General features: G+C 62.1%; 18 protein-coding genes. 10 read left to right on the top strand and 8 right to left on the bottom strand.

Annotated elements, in window-relative coordinates:
* Positions 1-103: 103 nt before the first annotated feature.
* Positions 104-892: an IclR family transcriptional regulator gene (locus NKI73_RS20980; protein WP_352632806.1), complete on the top strand. Its 789-nt coding sequence runs from the start codon at positions 104-106 to the stop codon at positions 890-892.
* A 22-nt stretch (positions 893-914) separates the two neighbouring features.
* On the opposite strand, the gene NKI73_RS20975 is transcribed toward NKI73_RS20980, so the two are convergent.
* Complete coding sequence (locus NKI73_RS20975; protein ID WP_023757446.1) at positions 915-1,118, bottom strand: YdcH family protein; 204 nt, start codon at positions 1,116-1,118, stop codon at positions 915-917.
* 240 nt (positions 1,119-1,358) lie between these two features.
* Between NKI73_RS20975 and NKI73_RS20970 the strand changes: the two genes are divergently transcribed.
* The 4 genes from NKI73_RS20970 (at position 1,359) to NKI73_RS20955 (ending at position 4,878) form a co-directional block, all read left to right on the top strand.
* Complete coding sequence (locus NKI73_RS20970) at positions 1,359-1,538, top strand: YdcH family protein (protein WP_013529217.1); 180 nt, start codon at positions 1,359-1,361, stop codon at positions 1,536-1,538.
* 333 nt (positions 1,539-1,871) lie between these two features.
* The gene (gene ispG / locus NKI73_RS20965; RefSeq protein ID WP_352632805.1) at positions 1,872-3,122 is read left to right on the top strand and encodes a flavodoxin-dependent (E)-4-hydroxy-3-methylbut-2-enyl-diphosphate synthase; all 1,251 of its coding nucleotides are present in this window, start codon (positions 1,872-1,874) and stop codon (positions 3,120-3,122) included.
* Positions 3,123-3,127: 5 nt separating this feature from the next.
* Positions 3,128-3,982 (top strand): transglycosylase SLT domain-containing protein, encoded by an 855-nt coding sequence (locus NKI73_RS20960; RefSeq protein WP_352632804.1) that lies wholly within the window; start codon positions 3,128-3,130, stop codon positions 3,980-3,982.
* Complete coding sequence (locus NKI73_RS20955) at positions 3,958-4,878, top strand: Stf0 family sulfotransferase (RefSeq protein ID WP_352632803.1); 921 nt, start codon at positions 3,958-3,960, stop codon at positions 4,876-4,878. Before NKI73_RS20960 ends, NKI73_RS20955 begins: the two co-directional genes overlap by 25 nt.
* An 18-nt stretch (positions 4,879-4,896) precedes the next feature.
* Here the strand turns inward: NKI73_RS20955 and NKI73_RS20950 are convergent, their stop codons facing one another.
* From NKI73_RS20950 to NKI73_RS20940, 3 genes are all read right to left on the bottom strand, one after another.
* Positions 4,897-7,236, bottom strand: a complete 2,340-nt coding sequence (locus NKI73_RS20950) for a response regulator (protein WP_352632802.1) — start codon at positions 7,234-7,236, stop codon at positions 4,897-4,899.
* A gap of 229 nt (positions 7,237-7,465) precedes the next feature.
* Positions 7,466-8,272 (bottom strand): class I SAM-dependent methyltransferase, encoded by an 807-nt coding sequence (locus tag NKI73_RS20945; protein WP_352632801.1) that lies wholly within the window; start codon positions 8,270-8,272, stop codon positions 7,466-7,468.
* Positions 8,273-8,433: 161 nt separating this feature from the next.
* A complete protein-coding gene (locus NKI73_RS20940) occupies positions 8,434-9,351 on the bottom strand; it encodes a polyprenyl synthetase family protein (RefSeq protein ID WP_352632800.1) in 918 nt (305 codons plus the stop codon).
* Between the two features lie 77 nt (positions 9,352-9,428).
* Between NKI73_RS20940 and NKI73_RS20935 the strand changes: the two genes are divergently transcribed.
* From NKI73_RS20935 to NKI73_RS20925, 3 genes are all read left to right on the top strand, one after another.
* On the top strand, positions 9,429-10,190 hold the full coding sequence (locus NKI73_RS20935) for a biosynthetic peptidoglycan transglycosylase (protein ID WP_352632799.1): 762 nt from the start codon (positions 9,429-9,431) through the stop codon (positions 10,188-10,190).
* A 142-nt stretch (positions 10,191-10,332) separates the two neighbouring features.
* A complete protein-coding gene (rpmF, locus tag NKI73_RS20930; protein ID WP_008834724.1) occupies positions 10,333-10,515 on the top strand; it encodes a 50S ribosomal protein L32 in 183 nt (60 codons plus the stop codon).
* A 245-nt stretch (positions 10,516-10,760) separates the two neighbouring features.
* Positions 10,761-11,162 (top strand): hypothetical protein, encoded by a 402-nt coding sequence (locus NKI73_RS20925; RefSeq protein ID WP_013529226.1) that lies wholly within the window; start codon positions 10,761-10,763, stop codon positions 11,160-11,162.
* Positions 11,163-11,182: 20 nt separating this feature from the next.
* On the opposite strand, the gene NKI73_RS20920 is transcribed toward NKI73_RS20925, so the two are convergent.
* The 3 genes from NKI73_RS20920 to NKI73_RS20910 form a co-directional block, all read right to left on the bottom strand.
* On the bottom strand, positions 11,183-11,614 hold the full coding sequence (locus tag NKI73_RS20920; protein ID WP_023810947.1) for a GlcG/HbpS family heme-binding protein: 432 nt from the start codon (positions 11,612-11,614) through the stop codon (positions 11,183-11,185).
* A 172-nt stretch (positions 11,615-11,786) separates the two neighbouring features.
* Positions 11,787-12,020, bottom strand: coding sequence for a hypothetical protein (locus NKI73_RS20915; RefSeq protein ID WP_127296851.1), 234 nt, complete (start codon positions 12,018-12,020; stop codon positions 11,787-11,789).
* 78 nt (positions 12,021-12,098) lie between these two features.
* Positions 12,099-12,620, bottom strand: a complete 522-nt coding sequence (locus tag NKI73_RS20910; protein WP_352632798.1) for a winged helix-turn-helix transcriptional regulator — start codon at positions 12,618-12,620, stop codon at positions 12,099-12,101.
* A gap of 100 nt (positions 12,621-12,720) precedes the next feature.
* Between NKI73_RS20910 and NKI73_RS20905 the strand changes: the two genes are divergently transcribed.
* A complete protein-coding gene (locus NKI73_RS20905; protein ID WP_352632797.1) occupies positions 12,721-13,578 on the top strand; it encodes an alpha/beta fold hydrolase in 858 nt (285 codons plus the stop codon).
* A 97-nt stretch (positions 13,579-13,675) separates the two neighbouring features.
* Complete coding sequence (locus tag NKI73_RS20900; protein ID WP_352632796.1) at positions 13,676-14,332, top strand: glutathione S-transferase family protein; 657 nt, start codon at positions 13,676-13,678, stop codon at positions 14,330-14,332.
* 104 nt (positions 14,333-14,436) lie between these two features.
* On the opposite strand, the gene NKI73_RS20895 is transcribed toward NKI73_RS20900, so the two are convergent.
* Entirely contained in the window at positions 14,437-14,700 is a 264-nt protein-coding gene (locus NKI73_RS20895) for an ArsR/SmtB family transcription factor (RefSeq protein ID WP_352632795.1), read from the bottom strand.
* Positions 14,701-14,713: the final 13 nt, after the last annotated feature.

The following is a 14,713-nucleotide window of genomic DNA, read 5'->3' as shown; positions in this document are numbered from 1 at the left end:
TGTGTTCCCCTTGTACACAGGCAAGACACGCGTCGGTGATTTTGTCTCTTACAAGAGACGAGTGTATCCTGTACAAGACAGATATTAACACCGGGAATCGACAATGCAAGATGGCAATGCCTCCGTGATTTCAGCCGACGAGAAAATCTCGGGCTCCCGTGAAAAGGGGCTTAACCGGGTGCTCGAGATTCTGGAGTTTCTTCACACGACCCAGCGGGCGATCGGCATTGGCGACCTTGCCAAAGGGGTGAATGCACCCCGCTCGACGACCTACACGTTGGTGCGGTCGCTGGTCGATGCGGGCCTGCTGGAGATGGCAGGCGACGGCAATCGCGTCTATTTCGGCAAGAAGCTCTATCTCTATGGAATGGACTATGTGCGCGGCAACGACCTTCTGAGGCGAGGGCGCCAGGAGGTCGACAACCTGTCGCGCGAGACCGGCGAGACTTCAGAACTGTGCATGCTGCAAAGCGGTCGCTACACGATCGTCCACGCGAGCCCTGGCACCAGGCCTTTCCGGATCAGCTCCGCCACGGGCTTGCAGATACCGCTGCCCTGGACCGCTTCGGGGCGGCTGCTTCTGGCGGGACTGGAGAGGGCTGAGATCGAAGGCATGGTGTCCGACGACGATCTCGTGCTGCCCGACGGGCGCAAACTGCGGCTCGACGATTTTGTCAACGACATCGCAAAGGCACAAGTCGCAGGCTATTGCATCACCTCGGGCCTTGTCGATGCTTATACGAAGTGCCTTGCCGCGCCGGTCTTTTCAGCGCCCGGCAAGGTCGAGGCGACGATGTGCCTGGTGGTCCCCATCGATACGTCCGAGGAGCGGACCGGTGAGCTCATCGGCCTGCTGCGCAACCGCGCCGCGAAGCTTTCGATCGCCGGATAGCGCTCGAAAGCGTACGCGCCCTTCAGGCAATGATGTCGGGAATGATCTTGTCTTCCAGCGCCATCAGCCGGTCCTTGAGGAACAGCTTTTTCTTCTTCATGCGCTGAATCTGCAGTGGATCGCAGGCCATGGCGATCATGGCGTTGATGGCCGCATCGAAATCGGCGTGCTCCTGCTTCAGCCGGGAATATTCGAGCCGGATATCAGCCTGTTCCTGATCGGACATTATCTACCGTCTGCACGTCTGCGGCGCCCAAAAATGGGCCTGATTGGGCGGGGCCGGTGGGATTTTACAACCGGCGCGCAGCCCATATCACATTTCACATTGTCGTGGAATGCTACCACGGATCATTCGACATCGCTGCCGGAAGGTGACACACTGTCATCATGCCGTCACAGAAGCGAACCTGCGGTGGACGCGCCATGACGGCTGCAATCGAGGAAACCATGAAAGGGAGAACCAATCATGTCTCTTGCATCCCATCTTGATGAGTTGCAGCGGAAACACGGCGACATCGAACGTGAAATCGATGACGCGATGAACCATCCATCGGTCGATGACCTCGAAATCGTGAATCTCAAGCGACGCAAGTTGGCACTCAAGGACGAGATTGAAAAACTGAGAGGGAAACCGACCACGCATTGATGTCCTCCTGACATAGTCGCTTACCATCCGCGGCCTCTTTTTCCCGGCGGCACCTGCCGCCGGCGTGATGGGTTTTGATTTCCAGCACTGGCCATCAGCCTGAGCCGGACTTCCACCCGCTTTAATTTCCGCTCGGCTGTCACCAGATTTCGCCAGATCATCGATTGTTTCTGGTCCCTGGCGGCGGGCCGATTCCGGCCAGTGGCGACCTGTCGCCATTGACAAGCCATCTTTGCTCCTCCACCTCATGCCCGGACTTTAGCGCATCGGCCCGGAGCGCACTTTGTGCGTTCAAGTGGACGCATGGCGCTCCAAAGACAAAAGGCTGCCGGCATGACCGGATATTTTTCCTCTCCTTTCCCCCGCCGCACCTCGGTCGGCGTCGATGTCGGCGGCGTGGTCGTCGGCGGCGGCGCGCCCGTTGTCGTGCAGTCGATGACCAACACCGACACGGCCGATATCGACCAGACTGTTGCGCAAGTTGCAGCACTCCACCGTGCCGGCTCCGAGATCGTGCGCATCACCGTCGATCGCGACGAGAGTGCGGCCGCCGTGCCGCGCATTCATGAGCGGCTTCAGCGTCTCGGCATCAACGTGCCGCTGGTCGGCGATTTCCACTATATCGGCCACAAGCTTTTGGCGGACCATCCGGCCTGCGCCGAGGCGCTGGCCAAATATCGGATTAACCCCGGCAATGTCGGCTTCAAGGACAAGAAGGACCGGCAGTTCGCTGATATCGTCGAGATGGCGATCAGGTATGACAAGCCGGTGCGCATCGGTGTCAATTGGGGCTCGCTCGACCAGGAGCTTTTGACCCGGCTGATGGACGACAACCAGGACAAGGGTTTTCCGCTGACGGCGCAAGAGGTGATGCGCGAGGCGATCGTACAGTCGGCGATCCTGTCGGCCGAGATGGCGGAAGAGATCGGCCTTGGCCGCGAGAAAATCATCCTGTCGGCCAAGGTCAGCGGCGTGCAGGACCTGATCGCCGTCTATACCGAACTCGCCACCCGCTCCGACCATGCGCTGCATCTCGGCCTCACCGAAGCCGGCATGGGCTCGAAAGGCATCGTGGCTTCGTCGGCCGCGATGGGCATCCTGCTCCAGCAAGGCATTGGCGACACTATTCGCATTTCGCTGACGCCGGAGCCGAATGGCGACCGCACACGGGAGGTGCAGGTGTCGCAGGAATTGCTGCAGACCATGGGGTTCAGGCAGTTCGTGCCGATCGTTGCGGCTTGCCCCGGCTGTGGTCGCACGACCTCCACCGTGTTCCAGGAACTCGCCCAGAACATCCAGGCGGATCTGCGCAAGAACATGCCGGTGTGGCGCGAAAAATATCCCGGCGTCGAGAACCTCAAGGTCGCGGTGATGGGCTGCATCGTCAACGGTCCGGGCGAGTCCAAGCATGCCGACATCGGCATTTCGCTGCCCGGCACCGGCGAGACGCCGACGGCGCCTGTCTTCGTCGACGGCAAGAAGGCGGCGACGCTGCGCGGGCCGTCGATCGCGGCGGATTTCGAGAAAATGGTCGCCGACTATATCGAGCAACGGTTTGGTCGCGGCAAAGCCGCGGCCGAGTAGATCAGATGCAGCGTTTCCTCTGGGCGACGCTGATCCTGTTGTGCGGGCTGGGCTGGTCGACGCTGGTTCAGGCAGATCCGCCGCAATCCGCCAAGCAAAGGCTGATCGACAAGGTCTGCAACCTGATCCAGGCACATGCCGATCAGAATGGTCTGCCCAGGGATTTCTTCGCCCGGCTGATCTGGAAGGAAAGCCGGTTCGATCCCAACGCCGTCAGCCCGGTCGGCGCCGAAGGCATCGCCCAGTTCATGCCGGGCACCGCCAAGATGCGCGGGCTGGCCAATTCCTTCGACATCAACCAGGCGATCCCGGCGTCGGCTAGATATCTCGCCGAAATGAAAACCGGCTACGGCAATCTCGGGCTGGCGGCGGCCGCCTACAATGCCGGCGAAAGCCGGGTGTCGCGCTGGCTCAGTTCCGGCGGCTTCCTGCCGATGGAGACCGAGAGCTATGTCTTCGATATCATGGGCGAGCCGGCCGACAAGTTCACCGACCGGGCCTATGCCGGACAGATTGAGCCGCTCGACACAAAGTCGGATTTTGCCGTCGCCTGCCGCAGGCTGCCGGTGATCATGTCGCGGACCGTGGCGATGGCCTCGATCAACATAAAACCGTGGGGCATCCAGGTGGCCGGCAACTTCCGCCGCAGTGCCGCGATCAACCAGTGGCTCAGGGTAAGAAGCCGGTTCCCGGCCCTGCTCAGCGGACATGATCCGGTGGTCAGCCGGGTGCGCACGCCAATCGGCCGGCGCGGCATCTACGCAGTCCGGATCGGGGTCGACGACCGCGCCGATGCCAACGTCATCTGCCAGAAATTGCAAAGCATCGGCGGGGCGTGCGTGGTGGTGCGCAACCGGTAATTTGGTCCGCTGCCGACAGGGTGTTTGTCCGAGAGACATTTGAAGGCGACCGCCAGCCCGTCGCATCCAGCAAAGATTTCAGCTATAGCGGCGGCCATCATTTAGCCGCGGGCCCCGCCTCCGGCGAGCGGCACGGGCGTTATATGTTTGACGGCTACATTCTCTGCGGCACGCCGAGGACCGGCAGCACTTTGCTGTGCAAGCTCCTGGCGTCCACGAAGACGGCCGGCGATCCTCACTCGTTCTATCGGCGGCAGGACGTGCCGGAGTGGGCCGAAGAGTGGAAGCTGCCTGACCGCGACACGATGAGCGAGCTCGACTTCAATGTCGCCTATCTCGATGCGGCGATCGATGCCGGCAAGGGTGGCACAAGCATTTTCGGCCTTCGTCTGATGCGCGAAAATCTGGACGAGCTTTCGGCAATCCTCGACCGGATTTTCCCAAAGCTGCCATCTGACAGAGCGCGGTTCGAAAGAGCATTCGGCCAAATTCTCTACATACACCTCTCGCGAGAGGACAAGCTTGCGCAGGCTGTCTCCCTGATCAAGGCAGAGCAGACCGGTCTTTGGCATATCGCTCCCGACGGCACCGAGATCGAAAGAGTCGCACCACCGAAAGAGCCCCAATATGATTTCGAGCGTATCAAACGAGAGGTCACGGAACTCGAGACCCATGACGCAGCCTGGAACATTTGGTTCGAAGAGCAAGGCATAGTCCCGCTGCGGGTCAGCTATGAGCGCCTCGCCGCGAATCCGGCTGCGACCTTGCTGATCATCTGCGAAGCCCTGGGGGTCCGAGCACCCGACGCCGAGGATGTAAGCCCTGGCGTTGCAAAGCTCTCCGACGACACTAGCCTCGATTGGATGCGCCGCTATCAACTGGACGCGGCCGTCTGAGGCATTTGCGGATGCAGGCTACGCCGTCTTCGCCACCACCGTTTCGCTGAGCCAGGTGCCGATCTTGGTGCCGAGGCGGTCGGGCGAAACCGGCTTCGGCAGATAGTCGTCCATACCGGCTTCGATGCACTTGTCGCGATCGCCCTTCAGCGCATGCGCGGTGACGCCGATGATCGGTATGTGGGTGCCCGTCGAGACCTCCATGGCTCGGATGGCGCGGGCTGCTTCGTAGCCGTTCATCTCCGGCATCGAGACATCCATCAGGATCAGCTTGGGGCGCAGCGCCCGGTACATCTCGACCGCCGTGCGGCCGTTGCCGGCGATGCGGTAGCTGAGGCCCAACCCGTTGAGGATTTGGCCGAACACCAGCTGGTTGACGTCATTGTCCTCGGCAATGAGGATGTCGATCGGTCCGTTCGGCGTGGCCGTCGATTCCGGCACCAACGCGACCGGCATCGCCGGACCGCGAATGACGGTGAAGGCAGGCGGCGCTGTCGGCGGAGCCTGCACGATCGGTTCGCGGACGAACTGCGCCTTGCCGACCTGCGAGCGGGCCTTCTGGACGACCGAGATGACGGTGCCGAGCAGGACCGCGGAGCGCGCCGGCTTGGTCAGGTGCGCGGCAATGCCGAAGTCGATGATCATCTTGCCGAAATCGACCTGGTCGACCGAGGTCAGCAATACCACCGGGATGGAAGACAGCCGGCTGTCGGAAGCAATGGCTCTGGCGACATCGGCGCCGTTCATGCCCGGCATCTGGTAGTCGAGGATGATGCAGTCGACGGCGGCTCCCAGTTGGCAGGCGCGATCGAGGAAGGCCAGGCCCACGGCGCCGCTTTCGGCGGCGGCGCAATCGAAGCTCCAGCTTCTGAGCTGCTCGAGCAGGATTTCTCGGTTGACCGGATTGTCGTCGATGACCAGCACGCGCGCGCCGGTGACGTCGACCGGCACGATCTCGTCGCGAGCCGCGGCCTGATGCGCCGGCAACGGCACCGCGAACCAGAAAACCGAGCCGCGGCCGATCTCGCTCTCGACGCCAATCTTGCCTGCCATCAAGTCGACGAGGCGGGCGGCGATGGCGAGGCCAAGGCCAGTGCCCTCGTGGCGGCGGGTCGACGAACCGTCGACCTGGGCGAATTTCTCGAACACGTTCTGCAGCTTTTCGGCCGGGATGCCGATGCCGGTGTCTTCGACGCGAACCTTGAGCTGGACCACGTCATTGACGATCTCGCCGCCGACATCGATCAGCACATGACCTTTTTCGGTGAACTTCACCGCGTTGCCGAGCAGGTTGGTGATGATCTGCCGGAACCGGCCGGCGTCGCCGACGACATGGGCCGGCAGGCGCGGGTCGACACGCACGATCAGTTCGAGGTTCTTTTCGGCGACGCGTGCCGAGACCAGCGTCGCCACATCCTCGACCGCCTCGGAGAGACGGAAGGGAGCAGGATCGAGGGTGAGTTGCCCGGCATTGATCTTCGAAAAATCGAGAATGTCGTTGATGATGGTGAGCAGCGCGTTACCGGATTTGACGATGACGTCGGTGAAGGTCTTCTGACGCGCCGTCAAATCGGTCTTGGCCAGCAGTTCAGCCATACCGAGCACACCATTCATCGGCGTACGGATTTCATGGCTCATATTGGCCAGGAATTCCGACTTGGCGCGGTCGGCTGCCTCGGCCTTGAACAGGGATTCGGCGGATTCGGCAAAGGCGCGGCGGATCGCCACTTCCATCGGCCGGAAGATCCAGAAGGCGACGATGGCAAGGGCTGCGAACAGGATGCCGCTCGCCCACAGCAGCAGCCTGTCGCTGGAGGCATCGGCCAGATGGCGCTCATCGTCCATGGCGGTGCGGACGCGGACCAGCATGGGCTGGGCGAACAGGTCGTTCTGGTTGCGGATTTCGCGATAGCTCCATTCATCGACCTTCTGCGCCACCGACATCAGGTTGAAGTTGCGCACCATGTCGCGCGGCGACCAGAACAGGTCGCCGTTGACGGAAGCGGATTGGAGTTCGTTGACGGTCTTGGTCGACAGGCGCGGCCGGACCGCTGCAAACTGCGCGGTCAGTATCTCGATCTCACCGGTCAGGCGTTCTGAATGGCCGCGCGCCGATGTGGTCAGCGCATCGCGTGTCTCCGCCCGCCAGGCGGTGCCGGTCGTCTCGGCGAAGCTGGTCGCGTTGCGCAGGTCGCGGGTGAAGACGACGAGGTTGCTGCTCAGCGCATCGATGTCCCGGCGAAAGGAATTGACACGATCGAGCGCAAGCACGATGGCGGTCGAGGCCAGGGCGAAGATCAGCAATCCTGAAATATAGCGAATCCGGACCGACCGGATGAAGGACGAATATTCAGGCATGCGCAACCCCAACACATACGCACCATTTTAATGGTCGGGATTACGCTTCATTTACATTAAAATTTCGTGTGGATAGGGGAACCATGCGGACCACCGGATAGATGACAGCTTTTTGACCGTCCTTTCGTCGCCAAAGCGTGTGGCGTCTGAACGGAATTCAGGCGATCCGCTTCAGATGTTTGTTTTTATGCATGTCTTCCAAACCGAGCAGACTTTTGAGCGACATGCATCAGGCTGCCGTCACGACGAGGGCGCGGATGCGGCCTCTCACCGGACCTTCCCCGAACCGTTTCCCCATGGCATTTGCAACGTGTCGCGTTACCTCCTCCAGCGAGCCGCCGCGGGCCTCGATCTCGGCCCGCAGGGGCGTGCCCTGGCAATAAGCCACGGCCGCCTCATACGGCGACGGAGCGGCGCTCACGGCGCCCAGAGGCTCGATGGTGACGTCGCGAAATCCGGCGGCATGCAGGTCGGCGCGGATGACGTCCGCATTGTGATAGCCGTGCGGGGTCCTCGCCATGAAGCGAGGTGGATCGGCGGGGAAGAAATCGCCGAGCGCCCGCGTTGCTTCTTCGGCGAACTCGTTCTCTTCGATGGCACTCCAGACGTTGAACAGGAAATGCCCGCCCGGTCGCATCACCCGCCGAACTTGGCCATAGGCGGCCACCCGATCGGGGAAGAACATCGCGCCAAATTGGCAGACCACGGCGTCGAACCGGGCATCCTCGAAGGGCAGCGCCTGGGCGTCGGCCTGCTGCCAGATGATACGAGGATCGTCCGTCATCCGCGTGCGCGCGTGGTCGAGCATGGGCTGGTTAAGGTCGGTGGCCACGATGCGTGTTTGCGCCGGCAATCTTGCTGCCAGCGCACGCGTCACCACACCGGTGCCCGCCGCCACTTCGAGCACCGATTGCGGCCCGAGCTTCGACACTCTCTCCGCCAGATCCTGCGCATAAGGCTCGAAGATCAGCGGCACCATCGCCCGGTCGTAGATCTCGGGAATGGAACCGGTGAACAGCTTGTCGGTGGTCGACATGGCATCCCTCCAACTGTGTCCGCACCGCGTGGTTGCCGTGTGGATGGCAAAGCCATATCGATCCTCTGCTTCGGCAGGCTTCCACTCAAGTTCTATTTCTGAACCGGCCGGCGGAGGACGAGCATGCTTCGGTCAGTCCGATGTCCTGGTTGGGTCCAACCTCAGCTGTTACGCGCCGCCACGAACGTCGCCGCTTCCTTTAGAAGCTGGGCACCGTCGCCATAGGGCTCAAGCAGTGCATGCGCCTGTTCGACGAGGCCGTGAAGCTGGCTGCGCGCCCAATTCGCGCCATGCAGCGCGACCAGCGTCGCCTTGCCGGCGGCAGCGTCCTTGCCGGTCGCCTTGCCCATCTGGCTGGCATCGGCGGTCAGGTCGAGCAGGTCGTCGGCAAGCTGGAAGGCAAGGCCGATCGCGGAACCGAATTCGGCCAGCCGCTCGCGATCCTCGGCGGAGGCGCCGGCAATGAGTGCGCCTGCCTCGCAAGCGAAGCGGATCAGCGCGCCGGTCTTCATCGCCTGCAGCCGGATGATGCCGGTCTCGTCCGGCGGCGCCTGTTCGGCTTCGAGGTCGAGCTTCTGGCCGCCGACCATGCCACCGGCTCCGGCCGCACGAGCAAGCGCCAGCACCAGGGCTACCCGCCGTTCCGCCGGCAGAGCGGTCGCCTCGCCGGCGATGATGTCGAATGCCAGCGTCAGCAAGGCGTCGCCGGCCAGGATGGCGGTCGCCTCGTCGAAGGCCTTGTGCACCGTCGGCTGGCCGCGGCGCAAATCATCGTCGTCCATGGCGGGCAGGTCGTCGTGGATCAGCGAATAGCAATGCACGCATTCAAGTGCTGCCGCGACGCGCAGTGCCGCCTCGCCGTCAGCGGAAAAAAGGGCCGCACTTTCCATGACCAGGAAGGGGCGCAGGCGCTTGCCGCCGTTCAGCACGCCGTGGCGCATCGCAGCCATCAGCCGGTCAGGCCGGGCGATCTCGCCCGAAAGCGAACGATCGTCGAGCAACCGCCGCAGCAGCACCTCGACGGCGGCTGCCCGTCTGATAAGCGCCATTTCGAACGCCATTTCGTCGTCATTCGTCATGGTCGGGACCGGTAGCCGACACTCAGACATTGCGCAAGAAGCCAAGCGCCATTATGCCGGGGCAGGGAGAGCACGGGTTGGGCGGCTTGGCGGAACCGATCGTCGATCATGAAACCGAAAAGCTGGACATGGCGACGAGATCGCGAGGCGTGAACCGCCGCAGTCTCAAACGCTGGGTCCGGCGCGGTATCACCGTGGCCGCGGTGCTGGCGTTTATACCGACGGTGCTGACGCTCCTGTACCTGCCATTCTTCGTGCATCCGGTCTCGACGCTGATGCTGAAGGACCTGGCGACATTCTCCGGCTATGAGCGCCGCTGGGTATCGATCGATGACGTGTCGCCGGTGCTGGCCAATTCCGTCATCATGTCGGAGGACGGGCAGTTCTGCTTCCATCGTGGCGTCGATCTCGGCGAATTGCGGGGCGTCGTCGACGACGCGCTGGCCGGTGAAGCAACGCGCGGCGCCTCCACCATCACCATGCAGACGGTGAAGAACCTCTTTCTCTGGTCGCGGCCGCTGGGTTCGGTGCGCAAAGTGGTCGAACTGCCGCTGGCCGTCTACTTCGACGCGGTGATGTCTAAACGGCGCATCATGGAAATCTATCTCAACATCGCCGAATGGGGGCCGGGCATCTACGGTATCGAGGCTGCGGCACAGCATCATTTCGGCGTTTCGGCAAAACAGCTGTCACGACGGCAGGCCGCCCTGCTTGCCGTCTCCTTGCCCAATCCGATCGCCCGAAATCCGGCCAAACCCGGACCGGGCCTGAGACGGCTGGCCAATCTGATCGAGCGGCGCGCCGGCCGCTCCGGCGCCTATGTCGGTTGCCTGCGCTAGCCAACTCAAAAAAATTCGCGCCAGTGCTGGCCAAAACGGCACAGGGCGTGTATAGGGCACCCGACTTTCTCAGATTCCGGCCCCGACATGGCCCTTTCACGAGGGCGGGCGGGGCTTTTTGACCATGTAGTGGAGCATATCCATGGCCGTTCCGAAACGAAAAACCTCTCCGTCCAAGCGCGGCATGCGCCGCTCGGCCGACGCACTCAAGGCCCCGACCTATGTCGAGGACAAGAATTCCGGCGAAATGCGCCGTCCGCACCATATCGACCTGAAGACCGGCATGTATCGCGGTCGCCAGGTGTTGACGCCCAAGGAAAGCTGAGACCAGCTTTTCCAAAGGTTTGAATTACAAAATGACCGGCCGGTGGCCGGTCTTTTTGCGTTTGGCGGAGAAATAGCGCGCATTTCGAAGCGTGGGCGGCAATCGTCGCGGTTCTCCAGCCGGTCAACCAACTGACATGGTTGTTGCGTGCGGTCTTCGACCGTGTTCAACGCTGCCACCGAAACATCTTGACGGCGTGCTTGTGGCGCATTCTACAAAGGATTGCCCCCACATGGAGACGCCAGATGTTCGGTGCCATTCCGCTGCTGATCGTGCCTTTCGTGCTCTACAATCTCGGCCTGCTGGGAATATTCGGCAGCGGTGACGATCCGTGGGCGAGCGAGGTCTTCTCGTTCAGCATGATGTCGGGCGGGGTGTTCTCGATGACGCTTGGCGACCTGATGGTGCTGATCGGGCTGATCTTCCTGTTCCTCGAAATGGCGAAGTCGGTGCGCACCACCAATGCCTCGATCATGGACCACCTTCTGTCGACCCTGGTCTTCGTGGCGTTCCTGGTCGAGTTCCTGCTGGTGAAGGGCGCTGCCCATTCCGTCTTCTTCACGCTGATGGTCATCGCGCTGTTCGATGTGCTGGCCGGATTCGCGGTGTCGATGCGGTCGGCCAGCCGGGACATCAATCTGAATTAGAGCCGGACCGGCGCCGATGCTCAGCCCGGATCGGCGGTGAAACCGGCTGCCTCGATGCCGGCGATGGCCGCGGCCTCGTCATTGTCCGACGTATCGCCGGAAATGCCGACGGCACCGATGATGGCACCGGCCTTGTCGCGGATCAGCACGCCGCCGACGACCGGCAGCACGCGCCCGCCCGAGACGTCCGAGATGCCGGCGACGAGATGCGGGCGTTCCTTGGCGAAGGCCTCGACTTTGCGCGAGCCCATGCCGATGGCCAGTGCACCATAGGCCTTGCCGGCCGACATTTGCGGGCGCAGGAACGAGGCGCCGTCCTGGCGCTGGAAGGCGACCAGATGTCCGCCGGCATCCAGCACCGAGACGCCGAGCGGCTTGAGCTTGAGATCGGCGCCCTTGGCAAAGGCGGCATCGATGATTTGCCTGGCTTTTTCGAGCGGCAGTGCGGTCATGGCAGTCTCCTGTTTGAAAACGCGTCGATCATTGACCGTCGACGGGCGAGATAACATCCCCGTTTCGGTTGAAATTGCTTCGCGTGAAGAGGCGGGATGGAAAGCGGCCTTCGCTGACACCATCCGGATACGCGTTGCCGCTTGTGGCGCTCCAGACGTGTCTGGGGGACGGCTATTTTTTCTTGGCGCGGGTCGGCTTCTTGGCGGGTGCCGCCGGCGCATTGGCAAGATCTTCGGCTTCCTTGGCGAGACGCAGCGCCCGCAGCTTGTTGGTCTTGGCCTGGCGGGCGTCGCTCTCGGCGACGTATTCGGCCATTGCCTTCTGACGGACGGTCGCCGCCTCTTCCTGCTTCTTGAAACGCAGGTCGGCGCGCGCGCGGGCAGCATCCCGAGAGTTTTCAACCAAGACCTTATCCAATCCCGTAAATTGTGATTTTCCGTCTCTTCTAGCAGAGCGGGGCTCCAAACGGGAAAATAAAGTTGGCTACGCGGCCGTGCTGGCGGCGAGCGCCTTGCTGGCAACCACCTCCTCATAGGCGGCCTGCAAGGTCGCGCGGACGGAAGGACCCGAAGCTGTGTTGAGCGGCATGCCGAGGTGTTCGTGGCGCAACTCGTCCATGAACTTGTCCCACATCGGCTGTCCGCCCTTTTCCAAGAGTTCGGCGCGGATCGATAATTCGTCGCTGACCGGCAACCAGACGCGGCCCCAGGCGCCGAGATGGGCCAGGATCGGCACCAGCGTGATCGCCATCTCGGTCAGGCTGTAGATCGCCTTCTGCTTGTGCGACGGATCGTCGGCCTTGGTCAGCATGCCCAATTCCATCAGCCGCTTCAGCCGGTCAGCGAGGATGTTGGAGGCGATGCCTTCGATCGATCCGTTGAGCAGTTCGCGAAAGTGGCGTCTGCCGCCGAAGATCATGTCGCGAAGGATGATCAAGCTCCAGCGGTCGCCGAACACTTCCAGCGACAGGTTGATCGGGCATCCGGACCGGCGATCCATGCTCATGAGATTTCTTCTCCAAAACCGGTTGCATTATCGTATCAGTTTTATTATCGTGCAACTGATTGCAAAATGCAATCAGTATTGCGAAGAGGGAGACTACGCCATGACGACGATCGAACGTCCCATAATCATGTCCGAGTCCTTTGGCGATCCGGCAAACCCACCGCTGTTGCTGATCATGGGAGCGATGGCCTCCATGCTCTGGTGGCCGGAAGCATTGTGCCGGAAACTGACCGATGCCGGCCTGTTCGTGATCCGCTATGACAATCGCGATACCGGCCGTTCGACCAAATACAGACCGGGCGAGCCGCCCTACACATTCGACGACATGGCGGACGATGCGATGCATGTCCTCGACGAGCACGGCATCGGCAAGGCGCATGTCGTCGGCATGTCGATGGGCGGCATGATCGCACAGCTTGTGGCGCTCAAGCACCCATCCCGCGTCGCGTCGCTGACCGTGATCAGCAGTTCGCCGGTGGGGACAGACACTTCGCATCTGCCGCAGACGGGCGATGCCTATGCCGAGCATTCAGCCGAGGGCGCTCAGGTCGATTGGTCGGATCGTGGCCAGGTCATCGATTTCATCGTCAGGGATGCGCGGGCGATCGCCAGCACCGCGCACCCATTCGACGAGGCCCGGATGCGTGCCTTCGTTGAGCGGGACTACGATCGTTCCGGCGGTTTCCTGAGCGCGACCAACCATTTCATGCTTCGGGGCGGTGACGCATGGAAGGGCCGGCTGCACGAGATGACGGCGCCGTTGCTGGTCATCCATGGCACGGCGGATCCGATCTTCCCGGTCGAGCATGGCGAGGCGCTGGCCGAGGCGGTCTCCGGCGCGAAAATCATTCGCATCGAAGGCGGCGGCCATGAGCTGCATCCGGACGACTGGACGAAGATATCCGCCGCTATCGTCGCCCATACCCAAGCCGCTTACGGCGACAAAAGCAGGCCTTGACGGACAGCGCCTGTCGCAAAGTTAATGCTTCAGTATTTGCCTCCGGTTGGCAGCGCAGTGCCGGCCATCGACGAACCACGAGACCGACGAGCAAGACATGTCCCTGACACTCCATTTCCATCCACTGGCCTCCTTCTGCTGGAAGCCGCTGATCGCGCTGTACGAGAACGGCACGCCGTTCTCGCCGGTCATTGTTGATCTCGGCGATGCCGAGTCGCGCGCGGCCTTCCTGAAGATTTCGCCGACAGGCAAGATGCCGGCGCTGCGCGACGATGCGCGCGACCGCACAGTGTTGGAATCGACCATCGTCGTCGAATATCTGGCCGCGCACTATCCGGGGCCGGTCGACCTCGTTCCCGCCGACATAGACCTGGCGCTGGCGATCCGCCAAGCCGATCGCTTCTATGATTTTTATGTGCAGGAGCCGATGCAGAAGATCGTCGGTGATAGGCTACGGCCGCAGGACAAGACCGATCCGTTCGGCGTCGAGCAGGCTCGTGCCCAGCTGCGCATTTCCTACGCCATCATCGAGCAGGAGATGCTCTCCAGGACCTGGGCGATGGGCGACGCCTTCACCATGGCCGATTGCGCTGCATCCCCCGCGCTGTTCTATGCCAACAAGGTCGAGCCGTTCGGCGACAACTACCCGGCCGTGAAGCGCTATCACGACCGGCTGCTGCAGCGGCTTTCCTTCGCCCGGGTGATCGAGGAGGCGCAGCCTTACTTCAAGTTCTTTCCTTACAACAACGGCTGATCGCGATGCTGCTTCGGTCAGCCAGCTGGGCGAGGGTGCTGACCGAGCGGGGCGCCTTCTTGCGCAGCGAAGCTTGATCTTCGCGGCGCGTGTTGCGAACGGGGTCAGGCTTCCCAGAACTGATCGAGCCAGATGTTGAGTTTGAGGAAGCCGTTGTTGCTCACCGCATAGACGCGCCTCGTCCCTTCCGGCTTGGCGTTGACCAGGCCGGCATCGAGCAGCACTTTCAGATGTTGCGAGACGGCCGGGCGTGAAACCGGCAAGCCGGCGGCCAGTTCGGTGACGGTTTTCGGGCCGCGGCGAAGTTCTTCCAGAAGATGGCGCCGATTGGGATCGGCAATCGCCATGAAGGCGTCGGAAAACATCATGCCTGTATTAGTG

Origin of the sequence: Mesorhizobium sp. M0496 (assembly GCF_040321205.1) — a bacterium.
Lineage (GTDB): Bacteria > Pseudomonadota > Alphaproteobacteria > Rhizobiales > Rhizobiaceae > Mesorhizobium.
The sequence above is the reverse complement of the archived record's forward strand: the minus strand, read 5'-3'. Positions and strand labels throughout refer to the sequence as shown.

What these genes read in the sequence shown, in the direction of transcription:
- NKI73_RS20980 (WP_352632806.1), top strand. Translation starts at nt 104, where the DNA reads ATGCAAGATGGCAATGCCTCCGTGATTTCAGCCGACGAGAAAATCTCG.
- NKI73_RS20975 (WP_023757446.1), bottom strand. Translation starts at nt 1,118, where the DNA reads ATGTCCGATCAGGAACAGGCTGATATCCGGCTCGAATATTCCCGGCTG.
- NKI73_RS20970 (WP_013529217.1), top strand. Translation starts at nt 1,359, where the DNA reads ATGTCTCTTGCATCCCATCTTGATGAGTTGCAGCGGAAACACGGCGAC.
- ispG (WP_352632805.1), top strand. Translation starts at nt 1,872, where the DNA reads ATGACCGGATATTTTTCCTCTCCTTTCCCCCGCCGCACCTCGGTCGGC.
- NKI73_RS20960 (WP_352632804.1), top strand. Translation starts at nt 3,128, where the DNA reads ATGCAGCGTTTCCTCTGGGCGACGCTGATCCTGTTGTGCGGGCTGGGC.
- NKI73_RS20950 (WP_352632802.1), bottom strand. Translation starts at nt 7,236, where the DNA reads ATGCCTGAATATTCGTCCTTCATCCGGTCGGTCCGGATTCGCTATATT.
- NKI73_RS20945 (WP_352632801.1), bottom strand. Translation starts at nt 8,272, where the DNA reads ATGTCGACCACCGACAAGCTGTTCACCGGTTCCATTCCCGAGATCTAC.
- NKI73_RS20940 (WP_352632800.1), bottom strand. Translation starts at nt 9,351, where the DNA reads ATGACGAATGACGACGAAATGGCGTTCGAAATGGCGCTTATCAGACGG.
- rpmF (WP_008834724.1), top strand. Translation starts at nt 10,333, where the DNA reads ATGGCCGTTCCGAAACGAAAAACCTCTCCGTCCAAGCGCGGCATGCGC.
- NKI73_RS20925 (WP_013529226.1), top strand. Translation starts at nt 10,761, where the DNA reads ATGTTCGGTGCCATTCCGCTGCTGATCGTGCCTTTCGTGCTCTACAAT.
- NKI73_RS20920 (WP_023810947.1), bottom strand. Translation starts at nt 11,614, where the DNA reads ATGACCGCACTGCCGCTCGAAAAAGCCAGGCAAATCATCGATGCCGCC.
- NKI73_RS20910 (WP_352632798.1), bottom strand. Translation starts at nt 12,620, where the DNA reads ATGAGCATGGATCGCCGGTCCGGATGCCCGATCAACCTGTCGCTGGAA.
- NKI73_RS20905 (WP_352632797.1), top strand. Translation starts at nt 12,721, where the DNA reads ATGACGACGATCGAACGTCCCATAATCATGTCCGAGTCCTTTGGCGAT.
- NKI73_RS20900 (WP_352632796.1), top strand. Translation starts at nt 13,676, where the DNA reads ATGTCCCTGACACTCCATTTCCATCCACTGGCCTCCTTCTGCTGGAAG.
- NKI73_RS20895 (WP_352632795.1), bottom strand. Translation starts at nt 14,700, where the DNA reads ATGATGTTTTCCGACGCCTTCATGGCGATTGCCGATCCCAATCGGCGC.